We start from the raw sequence: 26,009 nt of genomic DNA, 5'->3' as shown, positions 1-26,009 counted from the left end.
AGAAGAAACATGAAGGACGGCTACCATATTGAGCTCTACAAACAGCAAAGATTCAGTTGTCGGAAGTTACGTATATACCTTCGCTTGCCATGAGAATGAACGTGCCCTATGTGAATTGGAATTGGAAACGATGCTCGTTCCTGGGACAGATATTGGTTCAGGAGATCACGCCTATGTTTGCTCCAATATTTGCATTCCACCAGGTAGAAGTCCGTTTGTCCGGGGCAGACTGGATGTGATGGCCGAAGCGGATACAGTGGCAGGTCTGAAACCTGTCGCTTCACAAATCGACCTGTCATCTGGTGAAACGTTCAAGGTTGTCTGCTTGAAAGAGGGCGATGACATGCCGGATTATGCGCATTCCCGTCTGCTGGAAAAAGAGCTGGGCATGTGCATTCAAGGCAAAGCTATGATGAAACAGCCTGACGTGACTTTTGGACTAATGCTATTGAATGGAAAATGGCTCTTCGGTCAATGGACAGAAGCCGATCGCTCGTGGCAAACCCATCATCAGAAGCCGCAAAATTACTCCACAGGCCTTGGTGTTACGTTAGCCAGAGCGTTAGTCAATATTGCTATTCCGCAAGTGGAGGGGCATCAGTTGCTCGATCCATGCTGCGGAATGGGAACCGTTGTAATTGAGGCATTGTCGATGGGAATTGAGGCCAAAGGAAATGATTTGAACCCTTTGGCAGTACAGGGTGCTCGCATTAATCTTCCTCATTATGGGTATGATTCAGCCAGAATTACCCTCGGGGATATGAATGATCTGGAAGGTTTCTACGATGCAGTTATTCTGGACATGCCATATAATCTCTGTTCTGTTCTTCCGGATGAGGAACAACTTGCCATGTTGACCAGTTTGAAGAGACTTGCAGGACGGGCAGTGATCGTTTCCACCGAATGGGTGGAGGGGCACATTCTGGATGCCGGATGGAACATCGACCAGTATCGAACGGTGAGCAAAGGTACGTTTATACGTCACATTTGGCTATGCACTTAGAACGACTGCGCTGAAAATAACTGAAAAAAAACCTCCGTACCGGAAAAAATCCATTTTCCGGTACGGAGGTTTTTGATTTTCGTAGGGAAACTACCTTACATGAATTTGTACAATTTCACATAGGAACATCTAGCATTTTTAGTATTTATGACTATAATTCACCAGATTGAGCGGGAGGGTTTTTCCGGCGATATATGCTTCCAAATTTTGAACAAAAATATCAAGTGCCCGCTCGGTGTATTGCTCTGTACTGCCTGCAATGTGCGGCGTAATCAAGACGTTATCCTTACCCCATAGTGGATGGTCGGCAGGGAGCGGCTCCTCCTCGAATACGTCAAGTGCAGCAAAGGCAACCTGTCCACTGTCCAGTGCACCCAGCAGAGCTTCCGTATTCACGCTTGGGCCACGTCCCACGTTGACGAAACAGGAACCGGATTTGAAATGCTCAAATGCAGTCTGATTATAGATATGATGGGTTTCATCTGTGAGTGGCAAAATATTGATAACGTAATCGCCTTGCCCCAGTGCTTCATGTAGGCCGGACATATTGTACATTTGGTCTACATTTGGAACGTCTTTTCCGGAGCGCCGAACCCCAATGACGTTCATGCCCAGTGCTTTGAGAATGCGCGCAGTTTCTGATCCAATCTCTCCCACACCGACGATAACCGCTGTTTTGCCATGCAGTTCAGGAAGTGGTTTGCCTGGGGATTTCCACTCTGCCTGCTGCTGGTGCAGCATTGCTTGTCTGAGCCAGCGGCTGTGGGACAACATCATGCCCAGAATAATTTCGGTAATGGGAATGGCGTGTACGCCATTAGCACTGGTTACCAATATACTTTTTTGTTCCAAATCTGAGAAAGGAAGGTTGTCCACACCTGCGGACCAGACCTGAACCCATTTCAATGGGCTATTTTCTTCAAGTGCATGTTCAGTTACCAGAGGAGACCAGCCTAAGATAATTTCGGCTTCTTTTAACTCCGATGTGTCAATCTCTTTGGCTTTGCCAACCGTAAGTGTATAACCTGGTGCTGCATCCAGAATACGTTGTTGCTGCTTTGTCGACAAGGATGGAAAACATACAATTTTACCCATAGTTAGTGGCCTCCTGAATTGAAATAAGTTGTGGTATTAGTGTAGCAGAAAAGAAGGTGATGTGCGTAAAAGGCAGGAATACAGCCTCTTGTGCAAATCCCAAAAATTGTGTCACTCTATACTTAACCAGCTTGAAACCATAGAGACGACTGTGAAATAATAAAACGAACTTTAGATGAGGTGTATACAATGAATAACTATTTACATTCACATACGGATCTTCCATCCCGACAGGAACGATTATTTATTGCACTCCGGGTGCCTGCACATATTCAGAATTCACTTCGGATGTCTGCGGAACAGGTGCAAGGAAAGCTAGATTTTCGCAAATGGACGGACTACCGGGATTATCATATTACATTGCAATTTCTGGGAGATATCCTTGTTAGTGACATTGGACAACTTCGGAAAGCGCTGCGTTCGGTAACGGCCGGGTTCCAGCCTTTTGAACTGCAATTATCCGGTTGGGGAACGTTCGGTTTGGAAGAGGCGCCAAAGGTGCTGTGGAAAGGTGTTGAAGGAGAAACGGATCAACTTCATCTTCTGCAAAAACGGATCGTCGACGCAACTTCCTCCCTTGGATTCGAGGCCGAATTAAGACCTTATTCTCCTCATATTACGATTGCGCGTAAATTTCTTGGTCAGGACCCAGGAAATGAAGATAAAGGGATATTTAAAGTGCTTCCAGGACAATTTTTAGGTGTTAATTCTTGGATGGTGCAAGATTTTGTGCTTTATGTGACACAGCCAGGTCAGGCGCCGATGTATGGGGTTGTGGATACGTTTTCTTTTTCCTGAAACTCATTGATATGACATAAAATCACATTGACATTACGTTATTCCCTATGTAATATTAGCCATCGTTATTCAAATTCTTTTTTTGTGGTTACTTAGATTAGGGAATTGTTTCGACAGGAGGAATCTTCGAATGGATATTATAAGCAAGAATCGTTGGGTGGCACCGATGTTATCTGTGCTGCTTGTATGTATAGTGGGGGCTAACGTCGTTCAGGCGACAGGTAAGTGGAATGAGGCAAGTGATAGCAAACAGATGACCGAACTTGCGGCATCTGCAGAAAATAGCGAAAATTCTTTTAGCGGAGACAGGCGAATGATGGAAGACGGGACAAGTCTATCTACTGATGCGTCTATTCAGACTGATAACTGGACCAATTCGCTCCCGGCCAAGAACTGGCTGACGGCTGCCCAAGAAGAGCAGGAACAGAAAGAAGCCAAGGCTAAACATGCGGCCCGAGCTGCAGCTGCGGCCAAAGCGAAGAAAGAAGCTGCTCTGAAATTGGCCAAGATTGAGCATGCCAAAGCGTTAGCTGCAATTACGAACCCCCCCAAAAAACTTTACTTTACACGGACCAAACTCCTGAACCAGGAAGACTCGAAACTTGCAACCTGGTCATACAGTGTGTCCGATAAAGAGCTGCTTCTGCTGCAAAAAATCGTCATGGCAGAGGCGGAAGGTGAACCGTACGAAGGCAAAGTGGCAGTTGCCAATGTTGTCTTAAACCGGCTGCGGTCAGCCAATTTTCCCGATACCATTTACAAAGTAATCTACCAGAAATCTCAATTCAGTCCTGTAGCGAACGGGCGCTTGAAACGTGTTACTCCTAATGAGGACAGTATCAAGGCAGTTAATGCAGCGTTGAATGGGAAAAAGGAAGTCGCCGATGATACGTATTATTTCTTGTCATTGACGCTTGCGGATGATCTGACAGTGGCTCACTCCCAGAAAAAAGTAAAAACGATCGGGCATCATACTTTTTACAAGTAATTGACCTGTAAATTCTGCAAACAGGCAGGGTAGTTAACTATGTATTTGCTACATAGACCTTGAAAAGCCCTGTAATGCAGTTTTATTTCCTCGTTTTTAATTTCATTGGTGATGAGAGTTTGTTATTTAAATTACCCTTTTTTGCAGCAAATCATACGTATATATGAATGAAATAAAAGAAGGTTCCCTTCCGGATCATTGGAGGGGAACCTTCTTTATGCATGTCCTTAAGAGATAAAACATCCTCGTAGAACGACTATAAGGGGTCATAGAGCTGCTAGAATGGGATTCGGGTACCTGACAGCGAAGTTGCCCCAAATCCGGCTGTGAGGCGTTCCTTAGGTGCGGATGTGACTTCCGCTGTAGCCGGGAACAATAAATCATGGACAGCCTGGGCACAACACGTTGGATCGTAGGTGTTTCTGCTCCCTGGTTTGTGGACTGATTTCAGCTGGCTTTCAGCTTCACGTGGTGCATAGATCTGCTCACACAAATGCCTGAAGCGATCGGCGATAACGTCAGCAGAGTGAATGACTTGGCCGTATCCGGCTTGTACAAAATATTCACAGTTCTCTTCTTCCTGTCCCGGCAATGGAGGTACGAATAACATCGGCAGGCCTTTAGCCAATGCTTCTGTACAAGTCATGCCACCTGGTTTCGTAATGAGAACATCGGATACGTCCATCAGTTTGCTGACCTCACGGGTATACCCAAGAATGCGTATATTCGGATGTTGGAAGCAGGACATTTCCTTCAGCTTGGCAATCATTTTCTCATTGCTTCCCAGACAGAACAGCAGCTGTACACGATCCGCCCATGATGTGAGGGCCTTCATGTGCTCTTCATCAAAGGAAAGACCCCATCCGCCACCCATTAGCAGAGCAGTGGGCATGTTCTGAAGCCCCATTTCCTGTCGGAGGCTTACCTTGTCTCCTGCTTCCCAGAAGTCAGGATGAACAGGAATACCGGTGATTTGGATGCGAGAGGGTTCAACACCCCTGATCTCAAGCAGAGCCTTTACCTGAGGTGTGGATACCAAATATTTGTTGACCTCGGGATTAATCCACGTTGCATGTACGTCGTAGTCTGTGACCAGCGTATATAGTGGAATATTAAGTCCCTGACGTTTCAGTCGTGAGATGACCGCATTCGGAAATGGATGGGTACAGATTACGGCATCGGGTTTCAATTGGGATACGACTTGAGCCGTCTGTGTATAGAAAATCCGGTGCAAGGCCAGTTTGGTAAATCCGTTTAATGATTTGTTATATTGTGTCCGATACAGCAGACTGACCAGCTTGGGCTGAACGGTTAGTGTCTTGCGGTATGCGGACAGAATAAGCGGAGCCATGGTTGGATTTAAAAATTTGCCGAGCTCAATGACCCGACTATGCACATGTGGACTGACTTTCTTAATGCCGCTTGCGAGCGCATGGGCGGCCTGGGTGTGACCGGTGCCGAAACCTTCGGATAACAAGAGCACTCTTGGTTTTCGCATGAGTTCACCTTTATTCATCAATTTAAATTTAACATTCACAGTTATACCGCACGTTGCATTACTACATGAATATACAGCGAAGCGGAAAATCATGTTCATTCGTTACATATTTACACTATAGTTAATGTTCTGATACATCAAAACTTCGTCTTTATCCGTGTTATTGGAGTCATCATACACTATAGACGACGATAGAAGCAGTTTCCACTGCATTTCGGTTAAAAAAAATTAACACAAATTTTTAATGTTAGGGTTGCAATCTGATGATGAGAGTGGTAATCTTGATTTTGACCGAATGACCGAATTGTATTTTTGGTCATTTAAAGAGGACGATCAACGAAAACGAGGAGGGATATGATGGCTCCGATTGACAGGAGACAGCAGGTCATTCATGCAGCTGCGCAGTCTTTTGCCATGTTTGGATACAAGGCAACCACGATGGATCAGGTAGCGAAGATTGCGAATGTTGGCAAGGGAACGATCTACACGTTCTTTACGAATAAGGAACAATTGTTTGATCAGATTTTGGTGGAAGTAATCCAGGAAATGAAAAACATTGCTCATCGTGAAGTTCATCAGGAAAGTGCTTTTTTTGATAATCTGTTTCGTGTACTAGATTCATTGCTGGAGTTTCGTCGTGATCACGATTTGCTGGTTAAATTGTCCCAGGAGCTTAAGGATTTTGGAACTCTTCAGGCCAAGGAAGGTTTGGAGAAAGTGGAGAAAGTCATCTCCGATTTTCTGGCTCGGGAGCTTGAGAAGGCAAGAGACAACGGAGAGATTCGTGAGTGTGATCCACAGGTAGTAGCTTTTATGATGATTCGTTTGTACATTGCCCTCACCTCAGATTGGAGCAAGCAACACGAACCGCTGAGCAAAGAGGAAATCAAGAATTACTTTCGCCTTTTCTTAATGGAAGGAATTGCTGCTGCTGCAACGTAACCCGAATTTATTCTACTATAATATGGGTTAGTCATACGATTACAGGCAGTGAGGCTTGTCGAGAGACAGGTTTGTTTTTTTTGCTCTAAAGTGACCGTTTGAGGAAATTGGTCACTTCGTGTTTCGGTAAATTTTCCGGAACGCATCAAATTAATTTCATTATGGTTATTCTGCTTGGAAAGCAGAGAGAACAAGGGGAGAAAATGACATGAAATCTTTATCCGTGTTTTTCAAGGATGTGGGATCGGCCGTGAGAAACCCGAAGGTGTTGATCCCCGTTATTGCAATTTTGTTTATACCGATTCTATATAGTGGTATCTATTTGGCTGCCTACTGGGACCCATATGGTCATGTCGATGAAATGCCGGTTGCGGTTGTTAACCTTGATAAAGGTGCAGAGCTAGAAGGCAAATCATTGCATGTCGGTAGTGACCTCGTTGATGAACTGAAGAAGAATGCAGATTTTAAATGGGATTTTGTCAGTGCCAGTCAAGCTAAAGAAGGCATGGAAAACGACAAGTATTATATGCAAATTACGATCCCGGAAAACTTTTCTTCCCAGGCAACGACGTTGCTTGATGACAAGCCAGAGCCGGCTGATCTAATCTACGAACCGAATGGTAATTACAGCTTTGTGGGTGCGCAGATTGGCAAAACGGCCATCAAAGATCTGAAAGCTAAGGTTTCGGCCAAAGTAACAGAATCCTATGCGGAGACCCTGCTCGACAAGTTTTCCGAAGTATCGGACGGATTGGCTGAAGCTGGCGATGGCGCAGGAGACTTGAATACAGGCGCAGGCAAGCTGGATGATGGAGCTGTGAAGCTCAAGGATAATCTGGCGAAGCTGGCATCCGGTACATTGGAACTTCAGGATGGCTTGTCTCCATTAAGTGACGGTGTCAATGCACTGCACACGGGTGCAACCAAACTTGAAAGTGGAACATCGAATCTGGTATCCGGTTTGCAGCAGCTTCAAGCGGCGGCAACAAGCCAGCTTCAGAGCGGAGCAGACCAGCTGAAGGACGGCAGTGCCAAGCTGGAAACTGGACTGAAGTCTTCCGTAGACGGAGCAGGCAAGCTCCAAGCAGGTCTGCAATCGTCTGAGCAGGGCAGTGCGAAGCTGTCCGAGGGTCTGCAAAGCGCAGTGCAAGGCAGCGGCACATTGGCCACTGGCCTGCAATCTGCAGTAGACGGCAGCAGCAAGGTTGCTGACGGTGCTCAGGGCGTTGCTGACGGGTTGAAGCAGCTAGCTGCATCCAACCCTGAACTGGCAGCCAGTGAGGATGTACAGAAGCTGCTGGCAGCCAGTGCAGCAGTCGCTGAAGGCAGTAAGCAATTGCATGAGAGCGAACAGAAGCTTGCGCAGGGTGCAGATCAATTGCACCAGGGCAATCAGCAATTGGCATCAGGTGCATCCGAGCTGCATGGAGGCCAAGAGCAGCTTCTGACGGGTGCGAACCAGTTGGTGGATGGTCAGCAGCAATTGCTGGCGGGCGCTGGACAGCTTAGCCAAGGCGGAGCGAAGCTCTCTGATGGTCTGAAGCAGTTTAGCGGCAAGTTGGGTGAAGCTGCAAGTGGCGGCACATTGCTGGCAGATGGAGCCAAGCAGCTGGGCTCGGGAACCACAGCCCTGCAAACGGGTGTAGGTAAACTGAGCGGTGGCGTGAGTTCACTAACGGATGGCTCCAAACAACTCGGTGATGGGGCAGGCAAGCTGGCAGATGGTTTAACTGAGCTGAAAGACGGCTCAAGCGAACTGGCTACCAAGCTGAACGATGCAGCTCAGAAAACGTCAGAAGTCAAGAAAACGGACGATGTGGTGAATATGTTCGCCGAACCTGTGAATACATCCGAGAATACAACAGAGAACGTGAGCAATTACGGTACAGGGTTGACGCCGTTCTTCCTGTCCATCGGTTTGTTTGTTGGATCACTGATTTCAACGATTGTTTTGAAAATGCGGGAAACTTCCGTACCGGGCGCAACGGGTTGGAACCGTTTTGTCAGCCGTACACTCGTATTCGGTTTTGTGAGCATTATCCAATCCGTAATCGTGGCAAGCTTCATGCTGTACGGTCTTGGACTGGAAACGCACAGCGTACCGCTGTTCTATCTGTTCACGATCTTTACGGGACTAACCTTTATGTTTATTGTTCAGGCCCTCGTAACTTGGCTTGACTTGCCAGGTCGTTATGTTGTCATCCTGTTATTGGTCTTCCAGCTTGCAGCAAGTGCGGGAACCTTCCCGGTAGAGCTGATTCCGTCATGGCTCCAGTCATTTAGCCCTTGGCTGCCAATGACGCACAGCATCATGGGCTTCAAAGCAGTTGTATCCAGTGGCAATTTCGATGTGATGTGGCATCAGGTCGGTATTCTGTCAATCTATGCAGGTGTATCTGTGCTGCTGACCTTGGCTTTCTTCCTTTGGAGCGGCAAACGTCGCAAAAAAGAAGCTGAAGTGGCTGAATCCGGTCAAGTGGTGACGGCATAAGCCGAATTGAACCGGAATAGGACAGAATAGTGAAAATAAACTTTGAACTCAAGTATCAAAATTATGCAATATAGTAGTCAAATAGTGCAAAGAGTCTGTGACCCGAAAACGGGTTGCAGACTCTTTTTGTATACAAATGCATAAGGATGAAGATATTCGCTGGAGCATGGTATGAGAAATTGGCCCAACTATGGTTAAATGCAGGCTACATATGGAATGATTTTCTTTTGTCAGCAATTAAAATTAGTTGTACTCTGACATAAAATGTGTATAATTATTCGAAAAAGAGATGGATTTTAGCATCATCACACTAAAGCTGTACTGCAAAACATTTCTTATCAGAGGTATTAAAAAGTTTAAATTGCGCTGATGTTAGGTCGGTGTTAAAATAATAGAACTATATCAAAAAACGTCGCTCCATATCAGCGGCCGTGCCAGCGGTTGCGTGTTGTTATACCAAGCTGTTTACCGGGTGATCCGGACCAGCTCATCTCATGGATGGCCTCTGCCGCAATAGCAGCAATTATAAGATTGACAGCCCTTATTGCTGTCGCCTCGTTCATCTAGCAGGTGTTTATTCATATTGAAATGCCCGCTCCTTCCGTTTCATTGTTGCTTGTTGCCTATGTTCTTGATCTTTCCGAAATACTTCACTATAGAAAGGTTGCGTTCCATGAGACACATCGGATTACCTCCTAAACAGGGTCTGTACGACCCACAGTTCGAAAAAGACGCATGCGGAATGGGTTTTGTTGCCAACATCAAAGGAGTACCTTCACACGACATCGTTAGTCAGGCACTGACCATGCTCAGTAACATGGAACACCGCGGAGGACAGGGCAGTGAGCCGAATTCCGGTGACGGAGCCGGTATCTTGATCCAGATTCCACATCGCTATTTTGCACAGGAAGCGGACCGTCTTGGTTTTGCATTGCCTGAACAGGGCTTCTACGGCGTAGGGATGCTGTTCCTTTCACAGGACCCTGTCATTCGGAGCGCGCATGAAGAGAGCCTTAAGAAGATCATCGAAGAAGAAGGCCAGACGTTCCTGGGTTTCCGGGATGTGCCTACGTTTGATGAGATGCTGGGACGTTCTGCGCTTGCAGCGAAGCCTTATGTGCGTCAGGTGTTCATTGGAAGATCGACAGATGTTAAGGATGAATTGGGATTTGAACGGAAATTGTACGTCATTCGTAGACGTGCGGAGCTGGCTATTCGTTATTCGGCGGATGAAGCAGAAGGTGGTTCATTCTACCTGCCAAGCTTGTCCTGTCGCAAAATTGTCTACAAAGGCATGCTCACAACGGAACAGGTGGGACAGTTCTATCTGGATCTTCAGGAAGATCTCGTGGAATCAGCGATTGCGCTTGTTCACTCCCGTTTCAGTACGAATACATTCCCAAGCTGGGAACGTGCTCACCCGTATCGCTTCATGATCCACAACGGTGAGATCAATACGATGCGTGGTAACGTGAACTGGATGCATGCCCGGCAGTCGCTGTTTGAGAGCGAATTGTTCGGTAACGACATCTCGAAAGTAAAACCGGTTATCAATCCGGATGGTTCGGATACAGCAATGTTTGATAACACGCTGGAGTTCCTGTATTTGAGCGGCCGTTCATTGCCACACGTGGCCATGATGATGGTTCCTGAGCCTTGGAGTACAGATGAGGGAATGGACCCTGCCAAAAAAGCATTCTATGAATACCACAGCACGATGATGGAGCCTTGGGATGGACCGGCAGCAATGGCCTTTACCGACGGTTTGCAGATTGGTGCAACTCTTGACCGTAATGGTCTGCGTCCTGCACGTTACTATGTAACGAAAGACGATCGTATTATTTTGTCCTCTGAGGTTGGGGTACTTGATATCGCTCCTGAAGAAATTCTCTACAAAGATCGTCTGCGTCCTGGACGTATGCTGCTTGTCGATACACAACAAGGACGGATTATCGCGGATGAGGAAGTGAAAGCTCTCATTGCGGCCGAGAATCCGTATCAGGATTGGCTCGATGAGCATCTGATGGATCTGAATGAGCTGCCGGATGCACCGGAACTGCCTGATCCAAAACATGATAACGTAACCCAGCTTCAGCTGGCGTATGGATATACATTTGAAGAATTACGCAAAGTGTTGGAGCCCATGGCTTCAACAGGTATGGAAGCTACAGGCTCCATGGGTTATGATGCGCCGCTTGCGGTTCTGTCGGATCGTCCACAGCGTCTGTACAACTATTTTAAGCAGATGTTTGCACAAGTTACCAATCCACCGATCGATGCGATTCGTGAAGAGATTGTAACGTCTACGGCAACAACGATCGGACCTGAGCGTAACCTGCTGAATCCTGAACCGGAGAGTTGTCGTCAGATTCGTTTGGATACACCGGTACTTTCTAATGAGGATTTTGCGAAGATTCGCCACGTTCGTCGTCCGGGCTTCCGTTCCATGACGATTCCGATCTTCTTTACAGCAAAAGAGGGCGCAGAAGGACTTCGCAAAGCGATGGAACTGCTCTTCGAAGCTTCAGACCGTGTCATTGACAAAGGTCACAACATTTTGATCCTGTCTGACCGTGGTGTGGACGCCGAGAATGCGGCTATTCCAGCATTGCTGGCTGTAGCAGGTTTGCATCACCATCTGATTCGTAAAGGAACCAGAACCAAAGTCAGCATTTTGCTGGAATCGGCAGAGCCACGTGATATTCATCACTATGCCTTGTTGCTTGGTTACGGCGTAAGTGCGGTGAACCCTTATCTGGCGTTTGAAACGCTGGATGACATGATTCAGCAAGGGCTGCTGCGTGGCATCTCACATGATAAAGCTGTGAAGAACTATATTAAAGCCGCTACCAAAGGCGTTATTAAAATATTGTCCAAAATGGGAATCTCGACGATTCAATCCTATCGTGGAGCTCAAATCTTTGAAGCCGTGGGTCTGAAATCGGACTTCGTTGACCGTTACTTTACGTGGACGCCTTCCCGAATTGGCGGGATTGGCCTGGAAGAAGTGGCTGCCGAAGCATTGACTCATCACAACCGTGCCTTTACGGACAAGGATGGTAATGACAAAGTGCTGGATTCCGGCGGGGAATACCAATGGCGTAACGACGGAGAAGAGCATTTGTTCAATCCGCAAACGATCCATACGCTGCAGCATGCAGTACGTACGGGCGATTACAAACTGTATAAAAAGTATTCCAAACTCGTGCAAGGAGAAAATGATCAGTTGCTGACCATTCGCTCCATGCTGAGACTGAAACCGGTCGGTCCTGCGATTCCTTTGGAAGAAGTAGAGTCCGTCGAAGACATTATGCGTCGTTTCAAAACCGGGGCAATGTCCTTCGGTTCAATCAGTAAAGAGGCACACGAAGATCTCGCTATTGCGATGAACCGTGTTGGTGGTAAATCCAATACAGGTGAAGGCGGGGAAGATCCGGCTCGCTTCATTAAAGATAGTAACGGTGATTCTCGTCGCAGTGCGATCAAACAGGTGGCATCCGGACGTTTTGGTGTAACATCCAACTATCTGGTCAATGCTGACGAGATTCAGATCAAGATGGCACAGGGAGCAAAACCGGGTGAAGGTGGACAGCTGCCTGGACGTAAGGTATACCCTTGGGTTGCTGAAGTTCGTGGATCAACACCGGGTGTAGGTCTGATCTCTCCGCCACCGCATCATGATATCTACTCGATTGAGGATCTGGCTGAGTTGATCTACGACTTGAAAAATGCCAATCCACGTGCAGAGATCAACGTTAAATTGGTATCCGAAGTCGGCGTTGGAACGATTGCGGCTGGTGTAGCTAAAGGTCGTGCCGACATTATCCTAGTAAGCGGTTATGACGGTGGAACAGGGGCTTCTCCACAAGGTTCGATTCGCCACGCGGGTATGCCTTGGGAGCTGGGACTTGCAGAAACGCATCAAACGTTGATGCTGAACAATCTGCGTGACCGTGTAGTGCTGGAAACTGACGGCAAAATGCTGAATGGTCGTGACTTGGCCATTGCTGCTTTGCTGGGAGCTGAGGAGTATGGATTCTCTACAGCACCACTCGTTGCACTCGGCTGTATCATGATGCGTGTCTGTCAGATGGATACATGTCCGGTAGGTGTAGCAACACAAAACCCTGAATTGCGTAAAAATTACACGGGAGATCCTGCTCATGTCGTTAACTTCATGCGTTTTGTCGCTGAAGACGTTCGTGAAATCATGGCTGATCTTGGTTTCCGTACGATTCAGGAAATGGTGGGCCGTACAGATTGCCTTGAAACAGTAGAGGCTGTAGACCACTGGAAGAAGAAAGGTGTAGATCTGTCCGTATTACTGCATGTGCCTGAAATGCCGGAAGGCTCTGCACGTTACCGTACACAGTATCAAAACCACCAATTGGAAGAGACGCTGGATATGCAGCAGTTGCTGCCATTGGCGCAACCTGCGCTTGAATCTGGTCAACCGGTTGAAGCGGTGCTTCCAATTACCAACGTTAACCGTGCAGTAGGAACCATTTTGGGTAGTGAAATCACGCGCAAATATGGAATTGCAGGATTACCGGAAGATACGGTTCAATTCAAATTTGTCGGCTCTGCTGGACAAAGCTTTGGGGCCTTTGTACCTAAAGGTATGACATTGACCGTCGAAGGGGATTCCAATGACTATGTAGGTAAAGGGTTGTCTGGAGGTAAACTGATCGTCATGCCTTCACCAAAAGCCACATTTGATGCCGAAGATAACATCATCATTGGTAACACGGCTCTATACGGGGCAACCAGTGGTGAAGCTTATATTCGTGGTATTGCTGGGGAGCGGTTTGCTGTACGGAACTCGGGTGCCAAAGTGGTTGTTGAAGGTGTAGGCGACCATGGTTGTGAGTACATGACAGGTGGCCGTGTCGTCGTTCTGGGTGATACAGGTCGTAACTTTGCAGCCGGGATGTCCGGAGGTATTGCTTATGTGTATGATCCAAAAGGCACATTCCTGAAACGTTGTAATCTGGAAATGGTACTTTTGGAGCGTATCGAAGATGTTTCTGAGAGTGCAGATCTGCGAGGCATGATTCAACGTCATGTTGCGAATACAGGTAGTGCGGTTGGTCAGCGCATTCTGGATAACTGGCAGCAATCTGTAGATCAATTTGTTCGTGTTATTCCGAAGGACTTCAAACGAATGACCGAGCAAATCGAACGGATTCAGGCAACGGGCCTGAGCGGAGATGCAGCTTTGCTGGCTGCTTTTGAAGCCAACATGCGTGAACTTGCACGTACAGGAGGTTAATATATTCCTGTCCGATTGCATGAACGGGTTGTATTAAGAATAATAGGAGCTTTATGGCGGCCAAAACGGCGCTGTAGAGCTCCTATTTGGTTTTCGACAAAATTAGAACCCGCACAAAAAACGCTATCGCCATGAGACGACAACATTGAAGAACTTTCTCAAGTATAATTAGGCTAGTTTTGGAGTGCAGGGAAAGTATAAAGATAAGAGAGGTTAGCGGAATGAATATGAAGCAACCAAACAGGGGCGATCGTAAGCCGAAAGGTAAACCAGTCGAAGCAACCCAGATGGACATCATGAAAGTTTTACTGCAATGCGGAATCGACCCGGAGCGTTGGAACCATTTCGTATCCTCCGACAACAACAAGCGCGCTTGACAACACATCGACAAGCCTAGAATAGATGGAGGGAAATCAAGACATAAAAAAGCCCAGCAACCGGAGAGTGATGTTTTCTCGGTACTGGGTCTTCTTTGCGGTTTAATCCATACTACGCTCCATGCGGACAAAAGCAATAAAACGACGTGCCTCTTCTTCTGTTAAGGGTTTGCCATCAATCATCAGGCCGAAGCGTTCCAGCACTTCCTTATCCGATAATTCAAGGGCGTCCACGAACTCCCTTACGTCCTCATCCATTACGACATCATTTTGTTTCGTCCGTCCAATGAGATAATCAATAGATACGCCAAAGATGTCAGCAAGTCTCGTTAACACTTCGAAATCCGGTTTGCGTCGGTTTTTCTCGTAGTGGGAGAGAGCAGCTCTTGTAATATGAATGGAGCTCGCAAGTTCTTCTTGAGTAAGTCCCCGCTGTTCCCTTAATTCAGCAATGCGATTTCCGTAGCTCATATGCTATTTCCCCCTGAACGCCATCAAATATATATTGAAACAATCCTGAGCCAAGTGTTTGATCAGGGCAGCTTTCCTGCATCATCGTAACGCCTTAGTAGTCCTAGTTGTATATAGGTCTGTCTAAGGACATCTCATATTGTCGTAAATCAAAAGAACCATGTCCAAATACTGCTTGACATGATACAAATTGTATCGTAAATTGGACGTATGGAGTTACAAAATGTATCATTTGGGATATTTTAAGTATGACCACGTTGCCTAGCCAATATACCTGTGAGAAGGAGTATAGGCAACTCTTGCAAGCTAATCCATTCTAAAGGAATGAAGCCATGAATTCAATGATTCAGGAATGGGCGGATCTCAAATTAAATGTCCATATGTACATTCAGGAGTTTCATGGCAAATTGGTAGACCGCAAAAGACGCCCCGTTCTGCTGCTAGGTATGGACACAAGAGCGATCACCTTCCTGAGCGACCTGGACTTGCCGATATCACCAGAGATGCTAATTGGTTTGGATGTAGAAGATAGCCATGTATGTGTGCGACTCCACGCAAAGCTGCAATGGAAACAGCCCTTCGGTGAGCTCACATTGTATCATTCAAACTTGCATATTCAGCAAGAGCAGACACTATATATAACGGGACAGTTAAATACAATGATTCGAGAAGTTCAGTTTCCGACCGTTTCCCGGTTTCAGTATGAGAAGGCATCGGAACAACCTAACTTGCAGGAAACCTATCATTACATTGATTTTACCATATGAAATGAACACATTCTAAACATATTCTGAACAAGCATGTACTTAACGCCATTTTACTATATTTCATAGCGTTATGCATTAGTTCTTTAACACCAAAAGCATTTGCGCAATGAATAAAGGGGCGAGGGGGATCATACATTGAGGACGTTTGGATATGGTTGAAATGCACTGCCACATTTTGTCCGGTCTGGATGATGGTCCTGTTCATATGGAACAGTCCATTGCGATGGCTGAGAAAGCGGCAGCCTCAGGAATTACCTCGATTATTGCTACTCCGCATCACCTGAACGGGCAGTACAACAATCAACCCAACGTGGTCAATCAGGCAGTGGACCTGCTACATGCAGAACTTCGCAAACGCAACATTTGCTTGGAGATCCGTCCCGGACAGGAGATCAGGGTGCATGACAACCTGATTGCAGACTTATACGCAGGAAAGTGCTGCACACTCGCCGGGAGCCGATACATGTTGCTGGAATTGCCCTTTGGTCATATCCCCTCGCAGTTCCCCGGGATACTCCAAGAACTTAAGTTGGCGGGTATCATTCCTATTATTGCTCATCCCGAACGAAATCGTCTAATCCAGAACAATCCCGATTTATTGGTTGAATATCTTGGGCAAGGTGCTTTATGTCAAATCACGGCTCAATCGGTCATAGGACTTTTCGGGCGAAAAGTTCAGAGATGGTGTTTTCATTTTTGCAAAGAAAACGGATTTCATTTCATTTCATCAGACGCCCACAATATGGAAGGAAGAACATTTTCAATGAAGGCCGCATATCACCTGCTTGAACGCCGATTTGGAGATCGTCTAGTTCAAAATTTGCAAAATAATGCGTGCTCGGTATGGAACAATCAATTCGTAGAGCCGGAAGAACCCACGATCATGAAGCGTAGATTGTTGTTCTGGTAACAGCCAAATTATATATAAGACACCGTTCTTCATCATAATTGCTGATTTAAATGGGAGGAATACGAGATGGAGTTAAAAGAGTATATGCACATTTTACGTAAACGTTTTTGGATCATCGTAGCCTTTGTTGTTGTTGCTTGCATCGGAGCAGGTGTTAAAAATTATTTTTTTACCGTACCTGTTTATGAGGCAAATGCTAAATTAATCGTTAATCAGGCATATAACGCAGAAGGTTTCCCCAATCTTGATATTGGTTCAATCCAGTCCAACATTAAGGTAATCAACTCTTATATAGAAATAATTAAATCTCCAGCAATTCTCGATAAAGTTTCTGCTAAATACCCCGATCTAGGCATGAGTGGGAGCCAACTGGGGCAGAACATTCAGGTCACTACTGCCAAAGAATCCCAGGTTATGAGTTTAACCGCCATAGGTATATCTTCCGAAAAAGCGGCCAAAACGGTTAACGCCGTTGCCAAAGTGTTCAAATCCCAAATCCCCGCAATTATGAAAGTTGATAATGTAACCATTCTAAGTGAAGCGAAGACTACGGATTCCTCTAGACCCATTAATGTAAATCCTTCTTTAAACATACTCGTCAGTTTTCTTGTAGGACTTTTACTGGCTATAGGTTTTGTATTTCTTTTGGAATACTTGGATGACACCTTAAAAACTGAAGATGAATTAGAGAAAGAACTGGGTATTCCGGCACTCGCTGTTATATCCAAAATTAAGAAAGAAGAAGCTCGCATCTCTAAGCAGACAACATCTCAAAAGCAGGTAGGTGATGGCCAATATGCCACGGTTAACCAAAGATAAAGGGAGTCTAGTTACAATGGCTAATCCCAAGTCTAGTTCATCAGAGGCTTATCGGAAGTTGAGAACCAATATCCAATTTTCATCCATTGATAGTCAGATTCAAACGATCATGATTGCTTCTGCTTTGTCTGGTGAAGGAAAAACAACAACGATAGGCAATCTTGCAGTTGCCTATGCTCAAGAAGGAAAAAAGGTTCTGCTTATGGATACGGATTTACGTAAGCCTGCTGTGCATCGTATGTTTAACTTACCCAACCATGTGGGTCTGACCAGTGTTTTGTCAAGTCAATATAAAGTTAAAGAAGTCTTGAGGGAAACGGATGTGGAAGGATTGCAAGTCCTGTCTTCGGGTCCTATACCGCCCAATCCTTCGGAGATGATTGGTTCACGTAAAATGACGGCTCTGCTCCAGGATCTGAAAGAAGAATATGATGTGATTTTATTTGATACCCCCCCTGTTCTTGCGGTTACAGACGCACTAATTATTAGTTCACTGTGTGATGGCGTAATTCTGGTAGTGAGCGCAGGCAAGGTTAAGAAGGATCTGGTCAAAAAAGCAAAATCACATCTTGAACATGTGAACGCACGAATTCTTGGAGCGGTATTAAACAATATCCAGGTGCCGAAGGGTAGAAATGCTAACTATGGAGAAGATGCATAAAGATTAAGGGGATTGAAGTCAAATAATAAAAGCTTCAAGGTCATGTCTACTATACCTTTATCAATGTAGGCACTCGGTCACACTGTGGGTAGTGTACCTTAGACGTATATCGTCAAGGGTGTGATGTGAGGTTGGGTTTAATGCCCTTTTATGAAATTAAAAGTAAGAATTGCATCAATTTATTTCATGGTTTCATGGATTTAAATGATCCAACTCATGCTTTTAAACATAAAAAAATAATAATGGATAGGGTGGTATTTATGACTAAAGTGAGGAAAGCAATCATTCCCGCAGCCGGATTGGGAACCCGATTTTTACCCGCTACAAAGGCAATGCCTAAAGAAATGCTCCCTATTGTGGATAAACCGACCATTCAATACATCGTTGAAGAAGCTGTAGCTTCCGGGATTGAGGACATTATTATTGTAACGGGCAAGGGAAAACGTGCGATTGAAGATCATTTTGACAGCGCGTTTGAACTGGAGCAAAATCTGCTCGAAAAAGGAAAGCTCAGCTTACTGGAAGAAGTCCGGAAGTCCTCCAACGTTGATATTCATTACATAAGACAGAAGGAAGCGCTGGGACTTGGGCATGCTGTCTGGTGTGCTCGAAATTTTATTGGAAATGAACCGTTTGCTGTATTACTTGGTGATGATATTGTGGTTTCTGATGTGCCGTGCACGAAGCAGTTAATTCAGCAATATGAGAAGGTCAAACAATCAGTACTCGGTGTGAAAACCGTGAGTCCAAGTGAAACCTACCGCTACGGAATTATTGATCCATTGCATACAGAGGGGCGTTTGTCTTCTGTAAACAGCATGGTTGAGAAGCCACCATTGGGTACAGCACCTTCCAATTTGGCAATTATGGGTCGTTACATTTTGACACCTAAAGTTTTTGAGTATCTGGAAGAGCAAAATGTGGGTGCAGGTGGTGAGATCCAACTCACGGATGCGTTGCAAATGCTGAATCGGGATGAAGGAATTAGTGCTTATGATTTTGAAGGCTCACGTTTTGACGTGGGTGAGAAGCTGGGGTATATTCTGACCACACTTGATTTTGCTCTCAAAAATAAAGAATTGCGTGCGCCAGTCCTAATGGCTATTGAAGAGATTTTGATGAAGGAACAATTGAACCAAATGCTTGTAGCAGGAGGGGATAGTCTGTGAAACTTTCGAGACCGGAATACTTAGGGAGTGGAGATGCCCTGGCTAAGGATGGCACTTCGGCAGTATTGGAACAGCCTTACTCGCAACGTGTTGGCGGATATGCTGACGTAATAAAACCGTTTATCGATTTTATTATTGCGGCTGTGCTGTTGCTGATTACATCACCGGTCATGCTTGTTGCAGCGATTATGATTAAACTTGATTCCAAAGGACCTGTGATATTTAGACAAGAACGTTACGGGAAAAACGGAGTTAAATTTAGTATCTATAAGTTCAGAACGATGCGTACGGATGCACCGAAATATAGCATATCGCCAACGACAAGCGATGATCCCAGAATTACCAGACTAGGAAGATTACTTCGGAAGACTAGCCTGGATGAGCTGCCTCAATTGCTTAATATTATCAAAGGAGATATGAGCTTCGTAGGTCCGAGACCTGAAATGAAACGAATCGTAGAAGAAAGCTACACGGATCTGGAGCGCAGACGTTTTCTGGTAAAACCAGGAATTACCGGGCTGTGGCAAGTAAGTGATGTTCGCAAGGAACCGATTCACCATAATCTGCAATATGATTTTCATTATATCTCCAACGTCTCTATGAAGATGGATATTATTATCATTTTTAAAACCGTTGGCGTTATGATCAAAAGTAATACATTTTAACCTACTCATTAGATAATATGGAGTGTGATCGCATTGAAACATGTTGTAGTGACTGGCGCGGCCGGTTTCCTAGGCTCACATTTAGTCAAATCATTAATTGATCAAGGACATCAGGTTACCGGAATAGATAACCTTTCAACAGGCGTTTCTAAAAATCTGCAAGAGGTGGCTAACAGCCCCCTCTTTTTTTTCCGTGAAGCTGATGTTACGTTGTCCGACTCACTGGATTTTCTGGTAGATCAGCCAGTAGATGAAGTCTATCATCTGGCTTCACCCGCTTCACCCAAGTTCTATCAGGCAGATTCGATCGGAACGATCTGGGTGAACACTCGAGGAACCTATCATTTGTTGGAGCTCGCCCGTACCAAAGGAGCAAAGTTCCTATATTCGAGTACGAGTGAAGCTTACGGAGATCCCGAAGTTCATCCGCAGCCTGAGAGTTATCGAGGTAACGTGAACACTTGGGGGCCTAGAGCTTGTTATGATGAGGCCAAGCGTTTGGGTGAAGTGTTTTGTTATGAATACTACACGAAACACGGTGTTTCCGTGAGGGTAGCACGTATTTTTAATACGTATTCATCAGGGCTTCGGAACGATGATGGCCGTGTTATTTCTAACTTTGTGACACAGGCACTTACGGGGCAGGACATTACCGTTTATGGGGATGGCTCGCAAACTCGTTCGTTCTGTTACGTAGATGATAATATTCGTGGTCTGCAAAAATTGATGGAAACGGAAGAAGCGAATGGAGAGATTATTAATATCGGAAATCCTACAGAGTACAGCGTGCTTGAAGTGGCGTATTTGGTAAAAAAGTTAGCCCAATCGGACAGCAAGTTGGTGTTCCTGCCTTTGCCTCAGGATGATCCTAAAGTTCGCCGCCCTGTTATTCAAAAGGCACAGGAAGTGCTCGGTTGGTATCCGGAAATTTCACTAGAAGATGGATTAAAACTAACGATTGAGAACGTTCGTGCCACGTTGCAGGAAACTCCGTGAAACCAATCAAAGTGAGATGAGATGAGTGCAAAAAATATTAATTGCCCACAGTTTGTATCCGCCGGATGTTATTGGCGGGGCTGAAATATCAACGCAAATTCTCGCTCAAACCCTCAATCCCACTTATGACGTTAAAGTCATTACCGTTGGGGGGCATAAGGAAGGAGAATTGCGGATAGATAAGGTCAATGAAATTGAGATATTGAGATTACCATTTAACAATCGGTACTGGATTGGTGACTCGGCCAAGCAATTATCAACTCCGGATAAAGTGCTATGGCGAGTTAAGGATATTTTTAACGTCAGGCAATATCAGCAAATTAAACGTTATCTTACGCAGACTCGTCCGTCTGTAATCCATACTCAGAACATTCCGGGGCTTAGCCTGGCGATCTGGAAAGCGGCGTATGAACTGGATATCCCGGTGGTGCACACGCTTCGAGACTTCTCTTTGATTGAGCCTATTAAGATCGCAGCCTACTCCAAAATGTACAGACAAATTTCCAAGAGATATAGCCGAATGATCTCTGCGGTTATTGGTATATCAGGGCATATTCTCCGGACGCATACAGTGATGGGGTTCTTCGAACACTCCACCAAACATGTGATTCATAATATTGTGGAGAAGAACGAAGTAGTTCAGGATCTGTATGCAAGCAAAGAGGTTCATCATAATCTGCCGCTGGATATTGGATATTTCGGGCAGCTGACCGAAGTGAAGGGTGTTCAGTATTTGATCAATGCAGTAAAACGAGTGGATGAAAAGATTGCGGGAAGATTATTTGTTTTTGGGGATGGTCCCATGCTGGATCAGTTGAAGGAGATGGCCGGTTCGGACACACGTATTATCTTTATGGGGAAACTGGACAAATCGCAAATTGCCCAAAAGATGAAAGACATGGATCTGACCATAGTACCTTCCACATGGAATGAACCGTTCGGCAGAGTGGTCATTGAGTCTTATCAGGTGGGTACGCCAGTCTATGCTTCAAGGGTTGGGGGGATGCCAGAGATTCTATTGGACGCTGAGCAATTTTCATTTGCTTCCCATAGCGTAGAGGAGATTATCAAGGCTATTTTCCACTATTACAATCTGTCTGGACCCGCCAAAAGAGATTTGAAGCATCAATGTTTTGCGCATTGCCAGTCCTTTAATGCAGATTATCTTCTTAAGGAACATAGTGATATCTATGAGAGGTTAATCACGCGTGGAGGTTAAGTTAACACCCAAATGATTTCACTGAATGACAGATCTCATCCATTCGTTCAGGTGAGATCAGAGTCTCCATCTGCTGTTTATGGTATCGCTGAGCTGCCAACCGACGAACGCACATGATCGGGTTGTAATCGAATAACTTTGCAGTGGATAATCAATATTTTTCCTTTTACGAACAGACAGGGTGGATTGATTTAATATACTTTGCTGTCTTGTTTGTTTCGCTCGCTGTAGCGCTTGTTCGTAAAAAGAATATGCTGCCTAGTTTAGATGAGTTCCGTTTGCAGCAGGTGGCCATTGCACTACTGGCTGGAATTGCAGCTGCAAGTCTTACAACTAATGTACTTGAAATATTTCCTGCCAATGTGTTCTTATGGTTTGTTATTGGTAAGGCTCTTGTACAGTCTCGTGATGAATATGATAAGCCACAGAAAGCGGGGTGAGCACAGTGAAGATTTTGCATATTGGGGAATACGTTGTTGGTGGTATGGCAACCTATCTCAATGAGGTTGTTGCATACCAGCGGCAACATTATGATGTCTATTTGTTAATGAGCGCAAATAATAGCGCCACAAGTTTTGATTTGGAGCAGGATCATATTTTGCAATACAAATACAAGCGTCATCCTAAGTACTTTCTCTCGGCGATGTGGCAGATTTACCAGACTATACGTAAATTGAAACCGGATATTATTCACATTCACAGCTCATTTGCGGGATTGCTCGTAAGGGGCTTGTTTTTTGTTCTGCCAAGGAAGGCCCATATTTTTTATTGTTCTCACGGTTGGGCATTTCTTATGGATACGAAGCCGTTATATAAGAAGGGCTACTTGTTTATCGAGAAATTGATGTCATATAAAACGGATGTAATTATTAATATTTCTAAACATGAGCTCGAAAGTTCTATAAAGCTGGGGCTGTCGGCCTCCAAGTCCAAGTTGGTGTATAACGGTGTGCGAGAGCGTGAAAGTGTCAATTTTAACTTATGGAATGAGGCAGACAGAGAGCCTGAAATCGTTCGGTTATTGTTTGTAGGCAGGTATGATCGGCAAAAAGGACTGGATGTGCTGCTGCAAATATTGAATGATCATCCTGAATTGCAGAATTATATTCGTTTATATGTTATTGGGGATAGCGTGTTGGAGAATAATGAATGGAACTTTCCAGACAATGTTATCCGTTTGGGTTGGGTGAATAATGCAGATATCGATCGTTATTATCAGCAGTGTGACGCAGTAATCATGCCTTCTCGTTGGGAAGGGTTTGGACTGGTCGCTGTGGAGGCTATGAAAAACTTCAAGCCTGTTATTGCAAGCAATCGCGGAGCTCTGCCTGAACTGGTTGAGCACGGAAGAAGCGGATATTTATTTGACATCGAACATTCTCATGAACTGCTGCAGATTCTCAAACATCTTAATAAGGATGAACTGAAGAGGATGGGTGAAGCAGGATATGCCTTGTATAAGACAAAGTTTAGCGCTGAGCGAATGAATGAAGAGATTGTAAGTCTCTATCATCATGCCTATGCAGGAAGTTCATCCCAGGGAGGGGCTGCAACGGGTCGTTTGGAACTTTCAAAGAGAGCTGGAGATGTTCATGACTAAAATATATATTAATGCCCGGTTTCTCACCCAAACTATTACTGGAGTGCAACGATATGCACTTGAACTTGTGAAAGAGATGGATGAGATGATTGATCGGGGAGAAATCGATCCTGCAAAGTACGAGTTTTGTCTGCTGTCACCTTCCAACATAGTCACTCAGCCTGATTTCAAGCATATTCATCACAAAGAAGTCGGTAAGCTGAAAGGACATCTATGGGAACAACTCGAGCTCCCCTTTCATGCGAAAAATGGGCTGTTAATCAATCTATGTAACACAGGGCCAGCTTTTAACAAAAATCAGATTGTAACCATCCATGATGCCGCTGTGTTCAACTACCCAAAGGCTTTTTCTTTTGCTTTCCGTGCTTGGTACAAATTTTTGATGGTTCGACTGGGGAAAACGTCCAAGAAGATTATTACTGTATCTCACTTCTCCAAAGGAGAACTGATGCAGCACTGTAAAATAGCGGAGCACAAGCTCGTGGTCACTCATCTGGGTATTGATCACATTCATCGAAAAAAGGCAGCTGCAGGAACGATCGAAAAATATGGTATTCAATCACCTTATGTCTTAGCCGTGAGTACGATGAATCCCTATAAAAACTTCAACTTGATTTTTGAAGTTTTACCTGAGATCGAAGCTCACAATCTGAACGTTGTTATTGTTGGGTCTAAAAACAGTAAAGTTTTTGGTGAACAGACATGGGCCAAATCCGATGCAGTTAATTGGGTGGGCTATGTTACAGATGAGGAATTAAAGGCGCTTTACGAGGATGCGGCTGGGTTTATATTCCCTTCCTTGTATGAAGGCTTCGGCTTGCCGCCTTTGGAAGCAATGGCGGCAGGTTGCCCGGTTATTGTATCTTCTCGTGCATCCATTCCAGAAGTTTGTGGGGATGCTGTTTTGTATTTTAATCCAGATAGTCCGAAAGAAGCAGCTTCACAATTGATTGAAATTACATCAAATCCAGAATTGAGCAAGCAAATGTCTTATAAAGGAAAAGATCACTCGGGTCTGTTTTCCTGGAACAAATGTGCTAAAGACACGGTGAACATCATTATGAACACGATGTAGATACTCTTTCCATAAGACCTCTCAAGGGAGATAAAATGTATGAATAAGGTATTTGTTGCTATTGATTTCCCGCCGGAAAAAGGAGGGATACATGATTATGCTTATGGACTTATATCTCAGATTTCTGCAGAAGAGACCACGGTTCTAACGAATAAAATAAAGGATGTTGCAGCGTCCGAACAATTTGACCAGAAGACCGATTTCGAGATTATCCGGAAACGAATCTTTTGGAATTCCAATAAGCTCCTGCTCATCGTATCGCAGCTTATCCTAGTCTTCCAGCTTATTATTCTGAAATGGCGCAAAAAGGCCGACGAAATACACTTTGTTAACATATTCCCAGTAGGCATCGCAGGCCCGTTTATGAAAACTTTTTTTGGGGTTAAATATTTCCCTTATGTTCATGGCCTGGATGTTATGGGGATGGTGAACAGCAAGTTATTCCCACTCCTTTTGTTCATTTTGAGGCGGTCTGACAAGGTGATTGCCAATAGCCAGTATACCAAGTCAAAGCTGGTGGAGCTCGGCATTCCGGAGATGCAGATTGTCATTATTCCACCAGGGTTAAACGTAAGCAAACTAAACGGTGGTTCTGATTTCAATGAAGACATTCGCGATAAATATGATCTGCATGGCAAAAAAGTGATGATAACCGTCTCTCGTTTGGTTGAGCGCAAGGGACATGATGTCACTCTTAAAGCTATTAGTCATGTAATCAAGCGGATTCCTAATCTGAAATATCTAATATGTGGAGATGGTCCATACAGAGGCGAATTGGAACGTCTGGTGAAGCAGTACGGGTTAGATTCTGTAGTCGTATTCACAGGCGGTATCACTGACCACGAGCTGCATCAGTTATATGAAGGTTCTGATCTGTTTGTCATGCCTAGCCGTGATATTAAGGAAAAAGGTGATGTGGAAGGTTTCGGAATTGTATTTCTTGAAGCCAATTACTACAGATTACCTGTGATTGCGGGCAACAGCGGCGGAATTCCTGACGCAGTAAAGGACGAGATAACTGGTTATCTTGTAAATCCTCTGGATGAAAAGGAAATTGCCAATCGTATCGAAGAATTGATTACAGATGAAGGACTAGCCAGAACGATGGGAAATAACGGTCATGACTGGGTTATTAATCATTGCTTATGGTCGCATCGCGGACAGCTGTTGAAGCAATTAGCATGAACAAATAA

General features: G+C 45.0%; 22 protein-coding genes. 19 read left to right on the top strand and 3 right to left on the bottom strand.

From position 1 onward, the window contains the following. Positions 1 to 28 precede the first annotated feature (28 nt). Positions 29 to 1,003, top strand: a complete 975-nt coding sequence (locus BUA17_RS17135; protein ID WP_244552166.1) for a TRM11 family SAM-dependent methyltransferase — start codon at positions 29 to 31, stop codon at positions 1,001 to 1,003. A 138-nt stretch (positions 1,004 to 1,141) separates the two neighbouring features. Here BUA17_RS17135 and BUA17_RS17130 read toward each other — a convergent pair whose 3' ends face one another. After that, the gene (locus BUA17_RS17130) at positions 1,142 to 2,098 is read right to left on the bottom strand and encodes a D-2-hydroxyacid dehydrogenase (RefSeq protein ID WP_072734360.1); all 957 of its coding nucleotides are present in this window, start codon (positions 2,096 to 2,098) and stop codon (positions 1,142 to 1,144) included. 189 nt (positions 2,099 to 2,287) lie between these two features. Here BUA17_RS17130 and thpR point away from each other — a divergent pair, with 189 nt between their 5' ends. After that, positions 2,288 to 2,896: an RNA 2',3'-cyclic phosphodiesterase gene (gene thpR, locus BUA17_RS17125; protein ID WP_072734359.1), complete on the top strand. Its 609-nt coding sequence runs from the start codon at positions 2,288 to 2,290 to the stop codon at positions 2,894 to 2,896. Between the two features lie 130 nt (positions 2,897 to 3,026). Continuing rightward, entirely contained in the window at positions 3,027 to 3,884 is an 858-nt protein-coding gene (locus BUA17_RS17120; protein ID WP_072734358.1) for a cell wall hydrolase, read from the top strand. Positions 3,885 to 4,161: 277 nt separating this feature from the next. Here BUA17_RS17120 and BUA17_RS17115 read toward each other — a convergent pair whose 3' ends face one another. Continuing rightward, positions 4,162 to 5,382 (bottom strand): MGDG synthase family glycosyltransferase, encoded by a 1,221-nt coding sequence (locus BUA17_RS17115; RefSeq protein WP_063564518.1) that lies wholly within the window; start codon positions 5,380 to 5,382, stop codon positions 4,162 to 4,164. 357 nt (positions 5,383 to 5,739) lie between these two features. On the opposite strand from BUA17_RS17115, the gene BUA17_RS17110 reads away from it, so the two are divergent. The 4 genes from BUA17_RS17110 to BUA17_RS31230 all read left to right on the top strand — a co-directional run bounded on the left by BUA17_RS17110 (position 5,740) and on the right by BUA17_RS31230 (position 14,464). Then, positions 5,740 to 6,324 carry a TetR/AcrR family transcriptional regulator gene (locus BUA17_RS17110; protein WP_072734357.1) on the top strand — a complete coding sequence of 195 codons (585 nt, stop codon included), beginning with the start codon at positions 5,740 to 5,742 and terminating at the stop codon, positions 6,322 to 6,324. 208 nt (positions 6,325 to 6,532) lie between these two features. Next, positions 6,533 to 8,815, top strand: coding sequence for a YhgE/Pip family protein (locus BUA17_RS17105; RefSeq protein WP_072734356.1), 2,283 nt, complete (start codon positions 6,533 to 6,535; stop codon positions 8,813 to 8,815). A gap of 673 nt (positions 8,816 to 9,488) precedes the next feature. Continuing rightward, entirely contained in the window at positions 9,489 to 14,087 is a 4,599-nt protein-coding gene (gltB, locus tag BUA17_RS17100) for a glutamate synthase large subunit (protein WP_072734355.1), read from the top strand. A 221-nt stretch (positions 14,088 to 14,308) separates the two neighbouring features. Next, positions 14,309 to 14,464 carry a hypothetical protein gene (locus tag BUA17_RS31230; protein WP_157258495.1) on the top strand — a complete coding sequence of 52 codons (156 nt, stop codon included), beginning with the start codon at positions 14,309 to 14,311 and terminating at the stop codon, positions 14,462 to 14,464. 102 nt (positions 14,465 to 14,566) lie between these two features. Here the strand turns inward: BUA17_RS31230 and BUA17_RS17095 are convergent, their stop codons facing one another. Next, positions 14,567 to 14,935, bottom strand: a complete 369-nt coding sequence (locus BUA17_RS17095) for a helix-turn-helix domain-containing protein (protein WP_063564514.1) — start codon at positions 14,933 to 14,935, stop codon at positions 14,567 to 14,569. Between the two features lie 332 nt (positions 14,936 to 15,267). Here BUA17_RS17095 and BUA17_RS17090 point away from each other — a divergent pair, with 332 nt between their 5' ends. The 12 genes from BUA17_RS17090 (at position 15,268) to BUA17_RS17035 (ending at position 26,001) form a co-directional block, all read left to right on the top strand. Then, the gene (locus BUA17_RS17090) at positions 15,268 to 15,702 is read left to right on the top strand and encodes a hypothetical protein (protein WP_063564513.1); all 435 of its coding nucleotides are present in this window, start codon (positions 15,268 to 15,270) and stop codon (positions 15,700 to 15,702) included. 151 nt (positions 15,703 to 15,853) lie between these two features. Beyond that, positions 15,854 to 16,612 (top strand): tyrosine-protein phosphatase, encoded by a 759-nt coding sequence (locus tag BUA17_RS17085; protein ID WP_072734354.1) that lies wholly within the window; start codon positions 15,854 to 15,856, stop codon positions 16,610 to 16,612. Positions 16,613 to 16,678: 66 nt separating this feature from the next. Beyond that, positions 16,679 to 17,431 (top strand): YveK family protein, encoded by a 753-nt coding sequence (locus BUA17_RS17080; RefSeq protein ID WP_063564511.1) that lies wholly within the window; start codon positions 16,679 to 16,681, stop codon positions 17,429 to 17,431. After that, positions 17,409 to 18,092, top strand: a complete 684-nt coding sequence (locus BUA17_RS17075; RefSeq protein WP_063564510.1) for a CpsD/CapB family tyrosine-protein kinase — start codon at positions 17,409 to 17,411, stop codon at positions 18,090 to 18,092. Before BUA17_RS17080 ends, BUA17_RS17075 begins: the two co-directional genes overlap by 23 nt. A gap of 260 nt (positions 18,093 to 18,352) precedes the next feature. Further along, the gene (gene galU, locus BUA17_RS17070) at positions 18,353 to 19,261 is read left to right on the top strand and encodes a UTP--glucose-1-phosphate uridylyltransferase GalU (protein ID WP_063564639.1); all 909 of its coding nucleotides are present in this window, start codon (positions 18,353 to 18,355) and stop codon (positions 19,259 to 19,261) included. After that, positions 19,258 to 19,926, top strand: coding sequence for a sugar transferase (locus BUA17_RS17065; RefSeq protein WP_205412004.1), 669 nt, complete (start codon positions 19,258 to 19,260; stop codon positions 19,924 to 19,926). The genes galU and BUA17_RS17065 overlap by 4 nt, the downstream gene beginning before the upstream one ends. A 33-nt stretch (positions 19,927 to 19,959) precedes the next feature. Beyond that, entirely contained in the window at positions 19,960 to 20,922 is a 963-nt protein-coding gene (locus tag BUA17_RS17060) for an SDR family NAD(P)-dependent oxidoreductase (RefSeq protein WP_063564509.1), read from the top strand. Positions 20,923 to 20,947: 25 nt separating this feature from the next. Then, positions 20,948 to 22,141 (top strand): glycosyltransferase, encoded by a 1,194-nt coding sequence (locus BUA17_RS17055; protein WP_072734353.1) that lies wholly within the window; start codon positions 20,948 to 20,950, stop codon positions 22,139 to 22,141. Positions 22,142 to 22,284: 143 nt separating this feature from the next. Beyond that, a complete protein-coding gene (locus BUA17_RS17050; protein ID WP_139295678.1) occupies positions 22,285 to 22,581 on the top strand; it encodes a hypothetical protein in 297 nt (98 codons plus the stop codon). 5 nt (positions 22,582 to 22,586) lie between these two features. Next, positions 22,587 to 23,741, top strand: a complete 1,155-nt coding sequence (locus tag BUA17_RS17045) for a glycosyltransferase (protein WP_063564506.1) — start codon at positions 22,587 to 22,589, stop codon at positions 23,739 to 23,741. Next, positions 23,734 to 24,816 carry a glycosyltransferase family 4 protein gene (locus BUA17_RS17040; protein ID WP_063564637.1) on the top strand — a complete coding sequence of 361 codons (1,083 nt, stop codon included), beginning with the start codon at positions 23,734 to 23,736 and terminating at the stop codon, positions 24,814 to 24,816. Before BUA17_RS17045 ends, BUA17_RS17040 begins: the two co-directional genes overlap by 8 nt. Positions 24,817 to 24,855: 39 nt before the next feature. Next, positions 24,856 to 26,001 carry a glycosyltransferase family 4 protein gene (locus BUA17_RS17035; protein WP_063564505.1) on the top strand — a complete coding sequence of 382 codons (1,146 nt, stop codon included), beginning with the start codon at positions 24,856 to 24,858 and terminating at the stop codon, positions 25,999 to 26,001. Positions 26,002 to 26,009: the final 8 nt, after the last annotated feature.

Origin of the sequence: Paenibacillus sp. ov031, assembly GCF_900143165.1 — a bacterium.
Lineage (GTDB): Bacteria > Bacillota > Bacilli > Paenibacillales > Paenibacillaceae > Paenibacillus > Paenibacillus marchantiae.
This window is presented reverse-complemented; position numbering and strand designations above follow the sequence as displayed.